General features: G+C 67.0%; 16 protein-coding genes. 14 read left to right on the top strand and 2 right to left on the bottom strand.

Going from position 1 to position 16384, the window contains the following annotated elements; genetic code table 11:
• Window positions 1-28: 28 nt before the first annotated feature.
• The 7 genes from ACLI1C_RS06595 to ACLI1C_RS06625 all read left to right on the top strand — a co-directional run bounded on the left by ACLI1C_RS06595 (window position 29) and on the right by ACLI1C_RS06625 (window position 4909).
• A complete protein-coding gene (locus ACLI1C_RS06595) occupies window positions 29-277 on the top strand; it encodes a DUF1902 domain-containing protein (RefSeq protein WP_411396082.1) in 249 nt (82 codons plus the stop codon).
• Entirely contained in the window at window positions 277-474 is a 198-nt protein-coding gene (locus tag ACLI1C_RS06600) for a type II toxin-antitoxin system HicA family toxin (RefSeq protein ID WP_411396083.1), read from the top strand. Before ACLI1C_RS06595 ends, ACLI1C_RS06600 begins: the two co-directional genes overlap by 1 nt.
• Window positions 475-548: 74 nt before the next feature.
• Window positions 549-842 carry a hypothetical protein gene (locus ACLI1C_RS06605; RefSeq protein ID WP_411396084.1) on the top strand — a complete coding sequence of 98 codons (294 nt, stop codon included), beginning with the start codon at window positions 549-551 and terminating at the stop codon, window positions 840-842.
• Between the two features lie 28 nt (window positions 843-870).
• Window positions 871-1530, top strand: a complete 660-nt coding sequence (locus tag ACLI1C_RS06610; protein WP_332693581.1) for a response regulator transcription factor — start codon at window positions 871-873, stop codon at window positions 1528-1530.
• Window positions 1531-1701: 171 nt separating this feature from the next.
• Window positions 1702-3078 (top strand): ATP-binding protein, encoded by a 1377-nt coding sequence (locus ACLI1C_RS06615; RefSeq protein WP_411396085.1) that lies wholly within the window; start codon window positions 1702-1704, stop codon window positions 3076-3078.
• 61 nt (window positions 3079-3139) lie between these two features.
• The gene (locus tag ACLI1C_RS06620) at window positions 3140-3616 is read left to right on the top strand and encodes an RT0821/Lpp0805 family surface protein (protein WP_411396086.1); all 477 of its coding nucleotides are present in this window, start codon (window positions 3140-3142) and stop codon (window positions 3614-3616) included.
• A gap of 180 nt (window positions 3617-3796) precedes the next feature.
• Complete coding sequence (locus ACLI1C_RS06625; RefSeq protein ID WP_411396087.1) at window positions 3797-4909, top strand: hypothetical protein; 1113 nt, start codon at window positions 3797-3799, stop codon at window positions 4907-4909.
• Here the strand turns inward: ACLI1C_RS06625 and ACLI1C_RS06630 are convergent.
• Together ACLI1C_RS06630 and ACLI1C_RS06635 are read right to left on the bottom strand one after the other, a co-directional pair.
• Window positions 4871-6907 (bottom strand): FAD-dependent oxidoreductase, encoded by a 2037-nt coding sequence (locus ACLI1C_RS06630; protein ID WP_411396088.1) that lies wholly within the window; start codon window positions 6905-6907, stop codon window positions 4871-4873. The two genes, ACLI1C_RS06625 and ACLI1C_RS06630, sit on opposite strands and share 39 nt — an antisense overlap.
• A complete protein-coding gene (locus ACLI1C_RS06635) occupies window positions 6904-7965 on the bottom strand; it encodes a hypothetical protein (RefSeq protein ID WP_411396089.1) in 1062 nt (353 codons plus the stop codon). Before ACLI1C_RS06635 ends, ACLI1C_RS06630 begins: the two co-directional genes overlap by 4 nt.
• Window positions 7966-8088: 123 nt before the next feature.
• Between ACLI1C_RS06635 and ccmI the strand changes: the two genes are divergently transcribed.
• The 7 genes from ccmI (at window position 8089) to ACLI1C_RS06670 (ending at window position 16225) form a co-directional block, all read left to right on the top strand.
• The gene (gene ccmI, locus ACLI1C_RS06640) at window positions 8089-9174 is read left to right on the top strand and encodes a c-type cytochrome biogenesis protein CcmI (protein ID WP_411396091.1); all 1086 of its coding nucleotides are present in this window, start codon (window positions 8089-8091) and stop codon (window positions 9172-9174) included.
• Window positions 9171-9644: a cytochrome c maturation protein CcmE gene (ccmE, locus tag ACLI1C_RS06645; RefSeq protein ID WP_411396092.1), complete on the top strand. Its 474-nt coding sequence runs from the start codon at window positions 9171-9173 to the stop codon at window positions 9642-9644. Before ccmI ends, ccmE begins: the two co-directional genes overlap by 4 nt.
• Before the next feature lie 166 nt (window positions 9645-9810).
• Window positions 9811-11784 (top strand): heme lyase CcmF/NrfE family subunit, encoded by a 1974-nt coding sequence (locus ACLI1C_RS06650; protein WP_411396093.1) that lies wholly within the window; start codon window positions 9811-9813, stop codon window positions 11782-11784.
• Window positions 11781-12221, top strand: a complete 441-nt coding sequence (locus tag ACLI1C_RS06655) for a cytochrome c-type biogenesis protein CcmH (protein WP_411396094.1) — start codon at window positions 11781-11783, stop codon at window positions 12219-12221. Before ACLI1C_RS06650 ends, ACLI1C_RS06655 begins: the two co-directional genes overlap by 4 nt.
• A gap of 313 nt (window positions 12222-12534) precedes the next feature.
• The gene (locus ACLI1C_RS06660; RefSeq protein WP_411396095.1) at window positions 12535-14073 is read left to right on the top strand and encodes a Do family serine endopeptidase; all 1539 of its coding nucleotides are present in this window, start codon (window positions 12535-12537) and stop codon (window positions 14071-14073) included.
• A gap of 61 nt (window positions 14074-14134) precedes the next feature.
• Complete coding sequence (locus ACLI1C_RS06665; protein ID WP_411396096.1) at window positions 14135-14806, top strand: response regulator transcription factor; 672 nt, start codon at window positions 14135-14137, stop codon at window positions 14804-14806.
• Between the two features lie 3 nt (window positions 14807-14809).
• A complete protein-coding gene (locus ACLI1C_RS06670) occupies window positions 14810-16225 on the top strand; it encodes an ATP-binding protein (protein WP_411396097.1) in 1416 nt (471 codons plus the stop codon).
• Window positions 16226-16384: the final 159 nt, after the last annotated feature.

Below are 16384 nucleotides of genomic sequence, written 5' to 3' on the forward strand. Positions count from 1 at the left end.
TGAACTCGATAGAACTTAGGGAGCCAACATGAAGAAGCTTCTGGTCATCGCCCAATGGGACGATGAAGCAGGCGTCTGGGTTGCCACAAGCGACGATATTCCCGGTCTGGTGACCGAGGCCACCAGCCTTGATGAACTGCTCACCCGCGTCCTCGCGGTCGCCCCGGAACTGCTGGAAGACAATGCTCATCTGGTCGAGGACGGCGGTCAGCCCGGCGACCTGATTGATTTGTCCATTCAGTCTCAGTTCCGTCTTGACGGGGCGCGCGCGCATTAATGGTTCGGGGCTTCTATCGGCAGATTGTAGAAGCCCTTAGAGCCGCCGGATGCGAGTTTCGCCGTCCGGGCAAGGGCGATCATGAGATTTGGTATAGCCCAATCACCGATCGCACCTTTACCGTGGATAAGGGCTCGCTCTCCCGCCACACGGCGAACGCCGTGATGAAGCAGGCCGGCATAGAGCTTCGGTTTTGAATGTCTCGAATGGCGGGGTGGACTCCGCTGCCTCATTCATGTCCCATTCAGCAACCTGCCGATAGGTTGCACGCATGGAAACGTATTTTGTGAAGCTCCTTGCCCCGATCGCGATCGCCCTGGCGATGGCCCTTGCCGGAACCGGCGGTGCCACTGCGCAGGCCTGTATCGACAGTTCAGCCGAAATCCAGGCTCTCATCAGTGAGGGGCGGATCATGAGTCAGTATGACGCCGTCGCCGCCGCAGGCTATAGTGTCGATGAAGTACTGAACTATCGGCTGTGCGAGGACGGCGGCCGGTATGTCTGGATCGTCGGTGTGCTGAGCGCCGACGGGACTGCGCAAAACCTCACGGTCAGCGCAGAATAGTGTAACGGCGAATCGGCGGGGGGCCTCGATGCGTATTCTGGTTGTCGAAGACGATACCAATCTCAATCGCCAGCTCAAGGAAGCACTGACCGAAGCCGGCTATGCGGTGGACGTCGCCTTCGATGGCGAGGAGGGGCACTTCCTCGGCGATACCGAACCCTATGACGCCATCGTGCTTGATATCGGTCTGCCGCAGATGGACGGCCTGTCGGTGCTGGAAGAATGGCGCCGCGCCGGCAAGACCACGCCGGTCCTGCTGCTCACGGCGCGCGACCGCTGGAGCGACAAGGTGCAGGGCATCGATGCCGGCGCCGACGACTATGTCGCCAAGCCATTCCACATGGAAGAGGTGCTGGCCCGCATTCGCGCCCTGGTGCGCCGTGCCGCGGGCCTGGCGTCGAACGAGATCGTCGCCGGCTCGGTGCGGCTCGACTCGCGCTCGGGCAAGGTGACGGTGGACGGCCAGTCGGTGAAGCTGACCAGCCACGAATTGCGGCTGCTGAGCTATCTGATGCACCACAAGGGCAAGGTCATCTCGCGCACCGAACTGACCGAACACCTCTATGACCAGGACTTCGACCGCGACAGCAACACGATCGAAGTCTTTGTCGGCCGCCTGCGCAAGAAGCTACCGGAAAACTGCATCGAGACGGTCCGGGGCCTGGGCTATCAGATCGCCGAGGACTAGGCGCCTTATGGGGCAGGTGCACGAAAGGGGCCGCTTCGCCACCTCTCCCTTTGGGGGAGAGGTCGACCCTCTTGGGTCGGGTGAGGGGGCCTTTTCCGAACTCGGTGTGGGATCAAGGCCCCCTCACCCGGCGCTACGCGCCGACCTCTCCCCCGAAGGGAGAGGTGAAGCGTGAGAAAAGGCTCCATTGCGGCGTCGCTGTTCTGGTTGTCGGCGGGATGGCTGATCCTGGCGCTGGTGGCGACGGGCTTTCTGTTGACCGACCTCTATTCGCGGGCGCTCGACACCTCCCTGTCGGAGACGCTCGACTTCCATGTCGAAAGCCTAACCGGCGCCTTGCTGGAGGCCGGCGACCCCATGAGCGACGAGATCGCGCTGACCGATCCGCGTTTCGAGCGGCCGCGTTCGGGCTGGTACTGGGCGATCCGCGACGCCGATGGCACGCTCTATAACCTCTCGACCTCTGTGGTAGGTATCGACCTGCCAGTGCTGATGGGGCCGGCCGATACGCGCGGCCGGCGCACGGCCATCCTCGATGACGCATTCGGCACCGAAATGCGCGTGGTGGAGCGCACGGTGACCGTGGCGCCCACCAGCTACCAGATCGTCGTCACCGGCAACCTCAGCGAAATCCTCGAACTGGTTGGCGAATTCCGCGGCCAGACCTTCATCGTGCTGGGCGCGGTGGGCGTCATGCTCGCCATCATGAGCGCCATTGTCGCCCGCTTTGCCATGCGTCCGATCGACCGCCTCAGCGCCGCCATCGAAAGCGTGCGCGAGGGCGAGAGCGTGACCGTCGGCGGCACCTATCCGCGCGAGATTGCGCCGCTGGCCGAGGAGGTCAACGAGCTGCTGCGCTCCAATGCCCAGATCATCGAACGCGCCCGCAACCAGGTCGGCAACCTGGCGCATGGACTCAAGACCCCGATCGCCGTGCTGCGCAACGAGGCTGCCGCCAGGAAGGGCGTGCTGGCCGACGTGGTGATGAGCGAGAGCGAGAAGATGAGCACCATGGTGGCCACCTATCTCGAGCGGGCGCGGCTAGCCGCCCGTACCTCGGTGGTCGGCAAGAAGGCCGACCCCACCATGGTCATGCTGCGGCTGACCCGCGTCATGCGCAAGATCAACCCCGATTGCACCATCGCCTTCCAGCGGCCCGACGCTTCATTACCCTGGTTCCGTGGCGACGAGGCCGATCTCGAGGAAATGGCCGGCAACCTGCTCGACAATGCCTGCAAGTGGTCCAAGGGCCAGGTGGGGGTGCGCCTGTCGAGCGAACGCAGCGAAACCGGCACCATGCTGCTGATCCGCATCGACGACAATGGTCCGGGCCTCTCCGAGGAAGACGCCCAGAAAGTGTTGCGCCGCGGTGTCAGGCTGGACGAGAAAACACCTGGCAGCGGCTTGGGGCTCGATATCGTCAAGGAACTGGTGGATGTGTACGGCGGCAGCCTGGCACTCAAGCGTTCCGCGCTGGGCGGCCTGCTGGCGGAGCTGCGCCTGCCGACGGCCCGGCTGGGCAGCATGGCCCGGCCGAACGCAACTTGACGCACTTTCGCCGCATTACGACAACATGAGCCTTCATATCGTCCAAGAGATTGCAAAACCCATGAACCGCATCGCCCTTCTCGCCACGCCGCTGCTCGCCATCACCCTGGCCGCCTGTTCCAGCACGGGGACGACCACGCAGGTGGCGCGGGCGCCGGTGACGGTGGCCCCGGTGATCGCCCAGCCTCTGGTGCCGACCCCGGCCCAGACGACGCAACAGGCTCTGCTGACCACCAGCATTTCCAACGGCTTTGTCGATCCGGCCGCCCTGGCGGTAATGACGGCCAAGGATTCGGCCGAGGCCAATAGCGCCCAGTTCTATGCCCTGCAGTTCGGCCGCCCCGGCGCGCCGCGCCAGTGGGCCGGTGACAAGGGCACGACCGGCACGGTGGCTGTGGGGCCCTATGTGCGCGTCAACAACCTCGACTGCCGCGATTTCACCCACACGGTCAAAGCCAATGGCCAGGACTATGTGAAAAAGGGCACGGCCTGCCGCGAGCAGAACGGCAACTGGGCAGTGGTGCAGGGCGCAGCCTGACGCAATAGCCAGGCGTAGCGGATATGGATTGTTTACCAACGGCCTATAGGCTTTGGCGGTAAGTATCCCAACCCCCCTGCGCCGATGTCTCAAGCTGCCCATCATTCCGACACGCCAGCCACTGCCTCGACCCGCCGGGCGAGCCGCGCCGCCGGCCGCCCGTTTGCGGGACTTCTGGACATGGTTGTTGTCCAGGATCCGGTGCAGTTTCCGTTCGCCGGTTCGATTTCGCGCGCCCATGCGGATGCCGCCTGGACCTGGGTCCATCGCGATCTCTGCGCCGACCTGATCCCGGCCGAAGCCATTGCCGCCGGCACCTTCTCGGTCGCCGACACCGAAGCCGCCATGCCGCAGATCCTGCAGCGCATGAAGGAGGGTATCGAGGCCGCCGCCGCCGATCCGGACAGGGATCGGCGCCTGCGCGCCACCCTGGGCAGCACCGATGCCCGCGATGCCTTGCCGGCCATCATGATGGCGCTGCGCAGCCGCGCGCTCCTGGTCAAGGCGATCGCCTTCGGCAAGGCGCTCAATGCCATTACCGAGGATGCGGCCCTGGGCACGGCGCTGCAATCCATGCCGCTCAAGGACCAGGCGCTGGCCGCCCTGTTGTTCCATGTCGCCATCGGCCAGGTGTCCAATCCGACAAGACTGATCACCACGATCATCCGCATCTCCGGCAATGCCACCGAAGCGGCGGTCATCCGCATGGGCTTCAGCCCGGTGATCGACGCCATGCTGGCGCATGCGCAGAACCAGCTGTTCATGCTGCAGCCGAGCGGGCCCTTCGCCGATATCGATCTGATCTGCCGCAGCCTCGACCGGTTCCACCGCCTGGTGCGTTCGCTCACCGGCTATGTCGAATTCAGCCGCGGCAGCCGCTGGGCCATGGTGCTGGCCGCCATCACCAAGCAGGTTTCCGACCGGATCGAGCCGCGCCTGCGCGACGTGGTGTCCGACCTCAACCAGGCCATGCGCCGCGGCCGCGAGGGCAGCGACCGGATCGACGAGGATCGCATGCTGGCCGCCATCAATGGCGTCTACCTGCTGGCCACCGTCCGCGAATGCCGCGATTCGCTGGCGCTCAATGCGGTATTCGACCAGGCTTGGAGCCAGACCGGCCAGGCGCTGGAGGTCCATCTGCAGCGCAATCTCGACCTGATCCGGCAGAATCCGGACGATGCGCCGACCGGCGTGCGGCTCGATGCCGGGATCAAGATGGCCGAAGTCCGCTTCAATCCGGAATATGCCGAGACGCTAAGGCGTGCCCGCGCCACTGCCGAGCGCCGCGGCTAGGTCCATGCCCTCGCGATAGGGGGCAACCAGCTGCACGCCGATGGCGCGTCCCGGCTCGCGCGCGCTGGCCATCTGCCCCATTGCACCGGCCACCAGGGCAATCGCCGTACCATTGATATTGCGCACCACCACGCCGATGGCGTGCAGCGGGTCGGTGGTGTCGGCATCGGCATGGATCAGCGTGCCGGGCTCCAGCATCCGCTTTTCACCGGGCCGCACCACCCAGAGCTCGGCCCCGGCAAAACGTCCGGCCAGATAGGGTGGTGGCAAGGGCAGGGCTGTGGCCGGGCGCTCGGCCGCGCCATGGTCCGCGTCCGCAATCCCCACCATGGCGACGCGCTCCTGCGCCACGATGCCGGCGCTCGATGCCGGAATGGCACCGAGCTGCACGCCGGAGACGATATCGGCAAGGGCCAGCGGCTGGGGCGTGTCGGCCAGCGACCAGCCGGTCTGCCGCGGCGCGAAGGGCAGCCAGCCCGGCCAGCGCGACCGCACCGGGCGGGGCCGGTCGAGATAGTGCTGGCCGGCAGCGAGAAAGGCCGGCGGCCCGTCAGCCTCGGGCAGGTCGCCGATCGGCGCGGGGCCGTCCGGCGTCTCGTAGAGCGGATCGATCAGCGGATCGTCAATCGGGTGGCGCTCGCGGCCCAGCAGGGCGTCGACCGCATCATCGCCACTTGCAAGGCAGGCGCGCCGGGTGAACCAGCCAGCAGCGCTGCCGGCCAGCGCTATGCCGGGCGGGCCGTTGCGGGGCTCGAGCCGCGCATGGGCGGCGTTCCAGGCGCTCTCGCCGCCCGCCATGTGCCACAGCGTCAGGTCCGGCTGCCAGCCGCCGCAGGTGATCACCCGATCCACCAGCTGCACCGGTTCGGGCTGGGAGAACCCTTCCATCGCCAGGCGCGGTCGCAGCAACAGGCCCTGCCGCTTCGGCCCCCTGGCTGCCGATGCGGCCACGGTGCCGGAGGCGAGCGTGATGCCATAGGCCTTCGAGAACTCGATGAAGCGCGACTGCGGCCGCGGCCGCGAATCGATGATGCGGGGCACGAGGATTCCGGCATCCTTGGCCAGCATGGCGAGGCGGTAGGCCGGGCTGCTGCTGGTGGCAAACAGCGCCGAGCCACCGGCCCAGACGCCGTAATGATGCGCCAGATCAAAGGCTTCGAGCGTGCCCATGATGCCTGGCAGCCGGTTGCCGGGAAAGACCGGCAGGAGCTCCAGTGTGCCGGTGGCAAGGACGATATGGGGCGCCCTGATATCGATGATCCGCCCGGCCGGCGCGCCATCCTGCACCTCCACCTGGTGCAGCCGCACCACGCCCGGCCGCAGGCCGAAGACCTCGGCGCTTGTGAGAACGGTGATCGCCTCGGTCTTGCCGATCAGCTCGGCCAGCCGGGCAATATTGTGGTCGGGCGTCTCCTCGCCCTCCTGCGTGCCGAACAGCCGCGCATGCCCGCCCAGCCGGGGCGCCGCCTCGATCAGCACGACGCGCCGGCCCCGCCGGGCGGCTGCCAGCGCCGCTGCCATGCCGGCCACCCCAGCGCCCACCACGATCAGGTCGGTTGCGGGGCCTGCTTCGCCCGGCATGCCCAGCCAGGGCCGGGGCAACGGGTCAGGCTGGTCGAGGTCGAGGCCCAGCGACTCGCCGCCGCGCCGCAGCAGCCGTGCCAGCGCGCTGCGCTTCTGCCTGCGGCCGAGCGTGACATAGTCGGCGCCATCCGTGGCGGGCGTGCGCTCCATCGGCAGCGCCCGCTGCAGGTCGCGGGCCAGGGCGGTGAAGGTGATGGCTGGCGCATGGTGGGCCGACAGCGCCAGCGGCACGCCGCCGCGCTTGCCCACTGTGTCGATGCCCGATGCCAGCACGGCGCTCAGCACCGTGTCGCCGGCAAAGCCGGAAATCTCCCGTCCATTGAGCCGGAAGCGCAGGGGCCGACTGCGGTCGATGGCGCTGCCCTGGAGCAGATGGTCGGCTTCTGTACCGAGGCGATTTGGATTGTCCCTCATGGCGCGCCCACCTCGGCAACCATGGAGGGGCTCGTCATGCGGTCGACCAGCCGCGCCCCGAGCCAGGCGCTCTCCGCCGCACTGGCGGTCCCCGAGAGCCAGCGGGCGATGAGCGGGGCGAAGAAGGCGCCCGTCGGCCCGAACCCGGCCAGCACATCGGGCCCCACGCCATTGATCCGCCCCACGGCGGGCGCCGCGTCGGCCGTGACCAGCGTTTCGTAGCTCGACTGGCCGGCCTGGCGGAAGGCGCGGCTGGCGCCGAGCAGATCGCCCAGCTCGGCGGCGAACGGATCGATGCTGCCCGGACCCATGGCGGTAATGCCGCGATCCTGGCGCTGCACCAGGGTCAGGCCGCTATCGAGGTGGCAGGTCACGGGCGAGACGATGGCCTGGGTCGGCTCGGTGAAGATGGTGCTGGCCACCTGCCGGCCGAGCAGGGCGGGCCACTGCTCGGCCGGCACGTGGCTGATGATGGCTGCATCATCCGCCAGCAGGGTCTGCCCGATCGCGATCCGGGCGTCGCCCGCTACCAGTTCGGCGCTGCCATCGGCGCGGACCTCAAGCCGGTCGTCGTCGGCAAGGCGGCGCACCATGTGCTGGACCAGCCAGGCGTCGAGCCCGGCTTCCAGCGTCGGCCGGTGCAGCAGCACCGCGTCGCGCAGCAGCAGGCCCTCGCGTCCGCTGCCCAGCAGGCTCGCCGGCACCGGCTCGGCGCCATGGCCAAAGGCCAGCGCCATGTGCCGCACATGCGCCAGGGCCTCCTTGCCCGCCGCACCACCGGCAAAGAACACCGGATCGACGCGCGACCACGCCCCGCGTCCGCCGATGCGCGAGAGGAGCTTCAGCGTCTCGGGCAGGCCGGTCTTCAGCATGGCCCAGCTATGCGGGCGGGTCAGCGGCGCCACCGACAGGTCAATGCCGCGTGGCAGGCGATAACCAGGCTGGCTTTCGCCGGAAAACACCACGCTCTTGCCATGCGCCGACGCCAGCAATCCCGCCACGAGGCGGGCCAGAGGCGTGGAGCCGATAATGGCGAAGTCGATCGGGGTCTCGGTCATGCCCCGGTGCTGGCCTGTGGCAATGCGTCCGCCTCAAGGATGCGTGTTTCGGTGGTTTTTCGCCGCATTGGGCTTATAGATGACGCTTCCTTGCCGCGTGCCGGCGTCAAGCGTCCAGGGCCCATGCTTTTCTGGTTCATCGCCACTGTCATTACCGCCATTGCCTGCGCTGCGCTTTTCTACGCAGCCGGCCGGCGCGCGGTCAACTTAAGCGATCCTGATTTGGACGATGCCAACAGCCATTTTCGGCTTGTGCTGGCCGGTATCGACACCGATCTGGCCGCAGGCAAGCTGGGCGAGGCCGAAGCGCAGGCCGCGCGCGGCGAGCTGGCGCGCGAAATCCTGCGGCTCAAGGCCGAGGCGGGACGCGTAGCCGGCAATTCCCTCGACTTCGGCCGCCCGGCACTGCTCGCAGGCCTCGGCGGCATCGCCGTGCTGGCTCTGGGCCTCTATGGCCTGCTCGGCAGCCCCAGCACGCCCAGCCAGCCGCTGGCCGGCCGGGCCGAGGTCGCCGCGCAATCCATCGATCTCGATGCGGCCATCACCCGCATCGAGGCCCAGCTCACCGCCAATCCCGACGATCTGCGCGGCTGGACCGTCATCGCCCCCGCCTATCTCGAACTGCGCCGCTATGCCGATGCCGCGCGGGCCTATCGCCGCATCATCGAGCTGAGCGCGCCAACGCCTGACCTGCAGACCAGCCTCGCCGAGGCGCTGATGCTCGATGCCGGCGATGCCGGCTCGCCCGAGGCCATGGCCCTGTTGCGCGCGGCCGCCGCCGCCGATCCGGCCCATGTCCTCTCCCGGCTCTATATCGCGGCCGAGCTGACCCGCGCCGAGCAATATCCTGAGGCCGCCCAGGCCTGGCAGGCCGCCTTGGCTCTGTCGGAAGGTGACGAACCCTGGCTTGCCGCCGCCCAGCAGGGGCTTGCCGTGGCGCAGAATGGTGGCGTGGCGCCGGTCAATGACGCCGAGGCCGAGATGATCGGCCAGATGGTCAGCGGCCTTGCCGAACGGCTCGCCGCCGAGGGCGGCAGCGTCGAGGAATGGACCCAGCTGGTGCGCGCCTATCTGGTGCTCGGCGATGCCGACAGCGCCCAGGGCGCCTATGACGATGCCGTGGCTGCCTATCCGCAGGCCTTCGACCGCGGCGAACTCGATACGCTGGCGCTGGGCGCCGGCCTCACCCTGAATGGAGCCCAGCCATGAGCATGCCATCCGCCATCCGCAAGAAGGGCTGGTCGCGCAAGCAGAAGCGGCTCGCGCTCATTGCCGGCCTCGCCTTGGTACTGGCGCTGGCCACGACGCTGGTGCTGGTCGCCCTGCGCGACCAGATCGTCTTCTTCTATTCGCCTTCCGACGTCATCGCCCGCGAGGTCGCCGCCGGCCAGCCGATCCGGCTCGGGGGCCTCGTCAAGGATGGCTCCTGGATACGCGACGGGCAGGACAACAGCTTTGTCGTGACCGACGGCGCCCAGGAGGTTGCAGCGCGCTATACCGGCATCCTGCCCGACCTGTTCCGCGAAGGGCAGGGCGTCGTCGCCGAGGGCAGCCTTGGCCCCGATGGTTCGTTCATCGCAACCAATGTGCTGGCCAAGCATGACGAGAACTACATCCCCAAGGAAGTCGTCGACGCCCTCAAGGCCAGCGGCGAATGGCGGCCGGAGGCGGGGCAGTGACGGGGTTTTGCGGGCAAGGCACTCCTTCACCTCTCCCTTCGGGGGAGAGGTCGGCGCAACCGCGCCGTGTGAGGGGGCCTTTACTGGGTGAGGTGTCGGGGGAAGGCCCCCTCACCCGGCCCAAGAGGGCCGACCTCTCCCCCAAAGGGAGAGGTGGAGAACACCCATGAGCATCGAACTCGGCCATTTCGCCCTCATCCTGGCCTTTGCCATTGCCGTGGTCTCCACCGTCGGCGGCTACACCTTCTGGCGCTCCGGACAGCGCATCGCGCTGGTGCTGAGCCAGGGCGCCGTGCTGCAATTCGTGCTGGTGGCGGTGGCCTTTGCGGCGCTGATCCAGGCCTTCATCGCCTCCGATTTCAGCCTGCTGCTGGCGGCCAGCAATTCCCATTCGCTCAAGCCGCTGATCTTCAAGATCTCCGGCGTCTGGGGCAATCATGAAGGCTCCATGGTGCTGTGGATCTTCATCCTCGTCGCCTTCGGCGCCATGGTCGCCGCCTTCGGTCGCCGCCTGCCGGGCGACCTGCTGGCGCTGGTGCTGGCGACGCAGAGCCTGCTGACGGCGGCCTTTGCCGGCTTCACGCTGTTCACCTCCAATCCCTTTGCCCGCCTCATCCCGGCGCCCATCGAGGGCAATGACCTCAATCCGGTGCTGCAGGATATCGGCCTCGCCATCCATCCGCCGCTGCTCTATGCCGGCTATGTCGGCTTCTCGATCTGCTTTTCCTTCGCCATTGCCGCGCTGATCTCGGGCCGTATCGACCAGGCCTGGGCGCGCTGGGTGCGGCCCTGGGCCATGCTGAGCTGGACTTTCCTGACCCTGGGCATCGCCATGGGCTCCTACTGGGCCTATTACGAGCTCGGCTGGGGCGGCTGGTGGTTCTGGGACCCGGTGGAAAATGCCAGCTTCATGCCCTGGCTGGCTGGCACGGCGCTGCTGCATTCGGCGCTGGTGATGGAAAAGCGCAACGCGCTCAAGATCTGGACGATCTTTCTGTCCATCATCACCTTCTCGCTGTCGCTGCTCGGCACCTTCCTCGTGCGCTCGGGCATCCTGACCTCGGTCCATACCTTTGCCAGCGATCCCACGCGCGGCCTCGTCATCCTGACCCTGCTGGCCATTGTCATCGGCGGCGCTTTCTTCCTCTTCGCTTTGCGCGCCGCCGCACTGCGCCAGGGCGGTCTCTTCGCGCCGGTCAGTCGCGAGGGGGCGCTGATCCTCAACAACCTGTTCCTCGCCACCGCGGTGGGTGCGGTACTGGTCGGCACGCTCTATCCGCTGCTGCTCGATGCCCTGACCGGCACCAGCATTTCGGTCGGCGCACCCTTCTTCAATCTCACATTCGGGGCGCTGATGGCGCCGCTGCTGCTGGTGCTGCCCTTCGGGCCACTGCTGGCCTGGAAGCGCGCCGACATCGTCAGCGCCGCCCAGCGGCTGATCGGCGCGGCGGCCCTGGCAATCTTTGTCACCATCCTGGTCTCGGCGCTGGGCGGGGTCTCCATCTCGCTGGCCCCGCTGGGCCTGCTGCTCGGCTTCTGGGTCAGCTTCGGCGCCATTGCCGAACTGGTCGACCGCAGCAAGCTGTTCCGTATTCCTTTCGGGGAAAGCATGCGCCGGCTGATCGGCCTGCCACGCTCGGCCTGGTCCACCGCCATCGCGCATTTCGGCGTCGGCGTCACCGTCCTGGGCATTGTCGCCACCACCGCCTGGGAGACCGAGCTGGTCACCACGCTCAATCCTGGCGAGAGCGCGGCCCTGTCCGGCTACACCATCGCCTTCGACGATTTCCAGCAGGTGCAGGGCCCCAACTATATCTCCGACCAGGGCAGCTTCACCGTCACGGCACCCGGCGGCGGCACGCGACAGATGCTGGCCGATCGCCGCAGCTATGTCGCCAGCGGCATGCCCACCACCGAAGCCGCCATCGAGACCTATGGCTTCTCCCAGCTCTACCTGCAGCTCGGCGAGCCGCTGGATGACACCCATGTCATCCGCGTCTGGCACAAGCCCTATATCACCCTGATCTGGCTGGGCACGCTGCTGATGGCGCTGGCAGGGATCCTGTCGCTGACTGACCGCAAGCTGCGCGTCGGTGCCCCGCGCCGTGCCGCCCGGCCCGTCACGGAGGCCGCGCAATGACCTGGCTGCGCGCGCTGCTGATCGCCCTGCTGCTGGCCGCCCCCGTCGCAGCCCTCAGCCCCGACGAGATCCTGCCCGATCCGGTGCTGGAACAGCGCGCCCGCGACATCTCGGCCGGCCTGCGCTGCCTCGTCTGCCAGAACCAGTCGATCGACGACAGTGACGCCGACCTCGCCAAGGACCTGCGCGTGCTGGTGCGCGAGCGGCTGGTGGCCGGCGACAGCGACGAGGCGGTGCGTCAGTTCCTCGTCGACCGCTATGGCGAATATGTCCTGCTCAATCCGCGGTTAGGGGGCCACACCATTCTGCTGTGGGTCGCCGCACCGGTCTTGCTGATCGCGGGGCTGGGCACGCTGTTTGTGGTCGGCCGCAAGCGGCGGACGGTCGAATCGGGTTTGAGTGCCGAAGAGCAGGCGGCTTTGGACGAGCTGAAGTAGCCCCTACGCTCGACGCCCAACCTCCCCCGCCTGCGGGGGAGGGGGACCGCCTTAGGCGGTGGAGGGGGAGCCGCTGGCACGACGGTGTGCATGACCGCCCCTGCCTGCGCCTGCTGTACCCCTCTCCACCACGCTTTCGCGTGGTCCCCTCTGCCGTAAACGCGAGAGGTTTCCTACCCCAGTCGCAGCGCCGGTCTGCCCCATTCCCGCCGCCAACATTGCCAAGGTTTAATGTTGGCGCAACCTCGCAGAAAGCTCACTCGTTCCATATCTAGCCCCCACAAGCTGTTGAGGGCTTGCGAAGGAGATTTATATGCGCTCGACCATTCTGAAGCGTACCAGCCGCTGGCTCGGGGCCTCTGCCCTGGCGCTGCTGGTTGGTATCGGCGGAGTTTCAACCGCCTTTGTCATGACTGGCCAGACGGCCACTGCCCAGGTGCAGAACGCTGCCCAGATCGTCGTTCCAGAGGCTGTCCAGCCCCAGGCCGGCTTTGCCGAGCTTGTGGAAGCGGTCAAGCCGGCCGTGGTGTCCATCCTCGTCGAGGCCGAGGAAAGCCCGCGCGCCATGCAGCGCGGCGGCGGCCGGGAGTTCAATTTCGATTTTCCCGACCTGCCTGAAGGCCATCCCTTCCGGGACTTCTTCGACCAGTTCGGTGACCAGTTCGGCCAGCAGGGCCCCCGTGGCGGCCAGGAACCTTCCCCCCGCCAGTTCATGGCGGCAGGCTCGGGCTTCGTGATTTCGGCTGACGGCTATATCGTCACCAACAATCACGTCGTCGAGAATGCCACCAAGGTTACCGTCGTGTTCGATGACGGCACCGAGCAGGAAGCCGAGATCGTCGGCACCGACGAGCGCACCGATCTGGCCGTGGTCAAGATCGAAGGCACCGACCTGCCTTTCGTCAACTTCGAGACCGAATCCAGCCGCGTTGGCGACTGGGTGGTTGCCGTGGGCAATCCCTTCGGCCTTGGCGGCACCGTCACCGTGGGCGTCATCTCCGGTTCCGGCCGCAATATCGGCGGCTCCAACTATGGCGATTTCCTGCAGATCGACGCGGCCGTGAATACCGGCAATTCCGGCGGCCCGGCCTTCAACACCAAGGGTGAAGTGGTTGGCGTCAATACCGCCATCTATTCGCCCAATGGCGGCAATGTCGGCATCGCCTTCGCCATCCCGGCGGCCACCGTCAAGGGCATCGTCCAGCAGCTCATCGAAGATGGCTCGGTCACCCGCGGCTATCTCGGCGTCGGCATCCAGGACGTGAACCGTGACATCGCCGATGGTGCGGGCCTGGCGGAAGCCAAGGGCGCCATTGTCAGCAACGTGGCCGAGGACGGCCCGGCCGGTCCGGCCGGCGTCAAGTCGGGCGATATCATCACCGCCGTTGACGGCGACCCGATCGATGACGCGCTGGACCTCAGCCGCACCATTGCCGGCAAGTCCCCCGACTCGACCGTCGAGCTGACCGTCTGGCGCGATGGCGCCGAGACCACGCTCTCGGTCCAGCTCGGTACGCTGAACGAGGAAGCCGCTGCCCAGGCCGATCCGGCCCAGCCGCCGGTCCCCGAGGCTCCGCTGCCGGAAGAATCCAGCGTTGGCCTGACCCTGGTGCCCAATGCTGACGGTTCGGGCGGTCTGCTGATCCAGAATGTCGATCCTGAATCGGCTGCGGCCGAAAAGGGCCTTGCCGTTGGTGACGCGATCCTCGAGGTCAACAACACCCCGGTGAACACGGTCGAGGAGTTCGAGGCAGCCCTCGATGCAGTCAAGGCGCAGGGGCGGAACACCGCCCTGGTCAAGGCCAGCCGTGACGGCAATGACACCTTCATTGGCCTGCCGCTGAGCGAGTAGTACAAGCAGGCCCCGGGGTTCGCCCCGGGGCCGTTTCTAATGCGTTGAATGGAGCGTCGCGGTGAAGATTTTGCTGATCGAAGATGATCGCGAGGCCGCGAGCTACCTGATCCAGGCCCTCGACGAGGCCGGACACATCACCCACCACGCCGCCGATGGCGAAACTGGCTATGCCATGGCTTCGGGCATGGATTACGACGTGCTCATCGTCGATCGCATGCTGCCCCGCCGCGACGGCCTCTCCATCGTCGAGTCGCTGCGCGCCGAGGACGACAAGACCCCGGTGCTCATCCTTTCCGCCCTGGGCGAAGTGGACGACCGGGTCACCGGGCTGCGCGCCGGTGGCGACGACTATCTCACCAAGCCCTATGCCTTCACCGAGCTGCTCGCCCGGGTCGAAGTGCTGGCCCGCCGCTCCAGCCCCTCCGAAGCGGCCACCAGCTACCAGGTGGGCGGGCTGGCGCTCGACCGGCTCTCCCGCAAGGTCGAGCGCGACGGCGAGACCATCCTGCTGCAGCCGCGCGAATTTCGCCTGCTCGAATATCTGATGAAGAATGCCGGCAAGGTGGTGACCCGCACCATGCTGCTCGAAAATGTCTGGGACTATCACTTCGATCCCCAGACCAATGTCATCGACGTGCACATGTCGCGCCTGCGCTCCAAGATCGACAAGGGCCACGCTTCCCCGCTGCTGCACACCGTGCGCGGCGCCGGCTACATGATCCGCGAGTAGGCCTTGAACCGCTTCCTGCAACTCTGGCGCACCTCCACGGTCAGGCTGACGGCGACGTTCATCCTGATCTTTTCGCTGTTCGCCATCCTGCTGCTGGCCTTCATCACCTGGCAGTCCAGCGTGCTGATCCAGCGCCAGCAGGCCGATGACATCGACCGCGAGGTCCGCGTCTTCCAGCGCATCGATGCCAATCAGGGCGTGCGGGCCCTGGCCTTTGCGCTGGAGCGGATTTCCCGCGCGCCGGGGCCGGGCGTCTATTATCTGGGCGACGCCAGCGGGCAATACCTGCTCGGCAATGTCACCGACATTCCCGCCAATGTGCTGATCGAGCCGGGCATCCACAGCTTCGACTATGAGCGCGCCAACCCCTTCATCGATCCGCCCGACGAGAACGCTCCGCCACGGCCGGAAAAATCCGGCTTTGCCGTGGTCCGTTCGGTGGAGCTGAGCAATGGCATGCGGCTCGTTGTCGGCCGCGACGTGGTCGAACGCCGCGGCTTTTCGGCTATCATCGTGCAGAGCTTCCTGTTCGGCGTGCTCGGCATCATCCTCTTTTCCATCATTGCTGGCGGCGTCACCGCGCGCCGCGTGCTCAAGCGCATCGACACGATCCGCGATACCTCGACCAAGATCATGTCGGGCAATCTCTCCGAGCGCGTCCCGGTGACCCGCCGCAATGACGAATTCGATGGCCTCGCCACCAATCTCAACGCCATGCTCGATCGCATCGAGCAATTGCTGCAGGGCCTCAAGCAGGTCACCGACAATGTCGCGCATGACCTCAAGACGCCGCTGACCCGGTTGCGCAACCAGGCCGAATCCGCCCTGCGTGATGGGGCTGACGACGAAGCCCGCCGCCAGGCGCTCGAAACCACCATTGCCGAGAGCGACCGGCTGATCCAGACCTTCAACGCCCTGCTGATGATCGCCCGGGCTGAAGCGGGGGCCCCCTCCGGCGCCCTCAGCGACGTCGATGTCAGCGCCGTCGTCGCCGATGTGGCCGAACTCTATGGCCCCGTCGCCGAAGATGAGGGCATCGAGGTGGAGACTGCCATTGTCGAAGGCGTGCACCTGCATGCCAATCGCGAGCTGATCGGCCAGGCCATGGTCAACCTGCTGGAAAATGCCGTCAAATATGCCAAGCCCGAAGGGGAAGGGCAGGGGCGCATCACCGTCGGCCTGCGCCAGCACGACGGCCGCGTGCTCATCGAAGTCGCCGACAACGGCCCCGGCATCGCCGAGGAGGACCGCAAGCGCGTGCTCGAACGCTTCGTCCGCCTCGAAAAAAGCCGCTCCGAGCCCGGCTCCGGCCTGGGCCTGTCACTGGTCGACGCCGTGACACGCCTCCATGGCGGCACCTTCCGCATCGAAGACAATGCGCCGGGCGTCAGGGCGGTGATCGACCTGCCGGGGGCGTAGCAGGAAGACCCCCACCCAGCCTCCCCCTGGTAGGGGGAGGGGCGGATCCGGCTTGTGGCACTGTCTGCGATAAACGCCGGAGGGATTCCTCCCCCCTACCAGGGGGAGGTTAGGTGGGGGGCGACCCCCTCATCCGCCCTTCGGGCACCTTCTCCCTCA

It is taken from the genome of Devosia sp. XGJD_8, from assembly GCF_046614475.1.
Lineage (GTDB): Bacteria > Pseudomonadota > Alphaproteobacteria > Rhizobiales > Devosiaceae > Devosia.

Excerpts from the sequence above, each read along its gene's own strand:
- ACLI1C_RS06660 (WP_411396095.1), top strand. The coding sequence starts at position 12,535 with ATGCGCTCGACCATTCTGAAGCGTACCAGCCGCTGGCTCGGGGCCTCT.
- ACLI1C_RS06605 (WP_411396084.1), top strand. The coding sequence starts at position 549 with ATGGAAACGTATTTTGTGAAGCTCCTTGCCCCGATCGCGATCGCCCTG.
- ACLI1C_RS06655 (WP_411396094.1), top strand. The coding sequence starts at position 11,781 with ATGACCTGGCTGCGCGCGCTGCTGATCGCCCTGCTGCTGGCCGCCCCC.
- ACLI1C_RS06625 (WP_411396087.1), top strand. The coding sequence starts at position 3,797 with ATGGTTGTTGTCCAGGATCCGGTGCAGTTTCCGTTCGCCGGTTCGATT.
- ccmE (WP_411396092.1), top strand. The coding sequence starts at position 9,171 with ATGAGCATGCCATCCGCCATCCGCAAGAAGGGCTGGTCGCGCAAGCAG.
- ccmI (WP_411396091.1), top strand. The coding sequence starts at position 8,089 with ATGCTTTTCTGGTTCATCGCCACTGTCATTACCGCCATTGCCTGCGCT.
- ACLI1C_RS06610 (WP_332693581.1), top strand. The coding sequence starts at position 871 with ATGCGTATTCTGGTTGTCGAAGACGATACCAATCTCAATCGCCAGCTC.
- ACLI1C_RS06650 (WP_411396093.1), top strand. The coding sequence starts at position 9,811 with ATGAGCATCGAACTCGGCCATTTCGCCCTCATCCTGGCCTTTGCCATT.
- ACLI1C_RS06595 (WP_411396082.1), top strand. The coding sequence starts at position 29 with ATGAAGAAGCTTCTGGTCATCGCCCAATGGGACGATGAAGCAGGCGTC.
- ACLI1C_RS06620 (WP_411396086.1), top strand. The coding sequence starts at position 3,140 with ATGAACCGCATCGCCCTTCTCGCCACGCCGCTGCTCGCCATCACCCTG.
- ACLI1C_RS06630 (WP_411396088.1), bottom strand. The coding sequence starts at position 6,907 with ATGAGGGACAATCCAAATCGCCTCGGTACAGAAGCCGACCATCTGCTC.
- ACLI1C_RS06635 (WP_411396089.1), bottom strand. The coding sequence starts at position 7,965 with ATGACCGAGACCCCGATCGACTTCGCCATTATCGGCTCCACGCCTCTG.
- ACLI1C_RS06600 (WP_411396083.1), top strand. The coding sequence starts at position 277 with ATGGTTCGGGGCTTCTATCGGCAGATTGTAGAAGCCCTTAGAGCCGCC.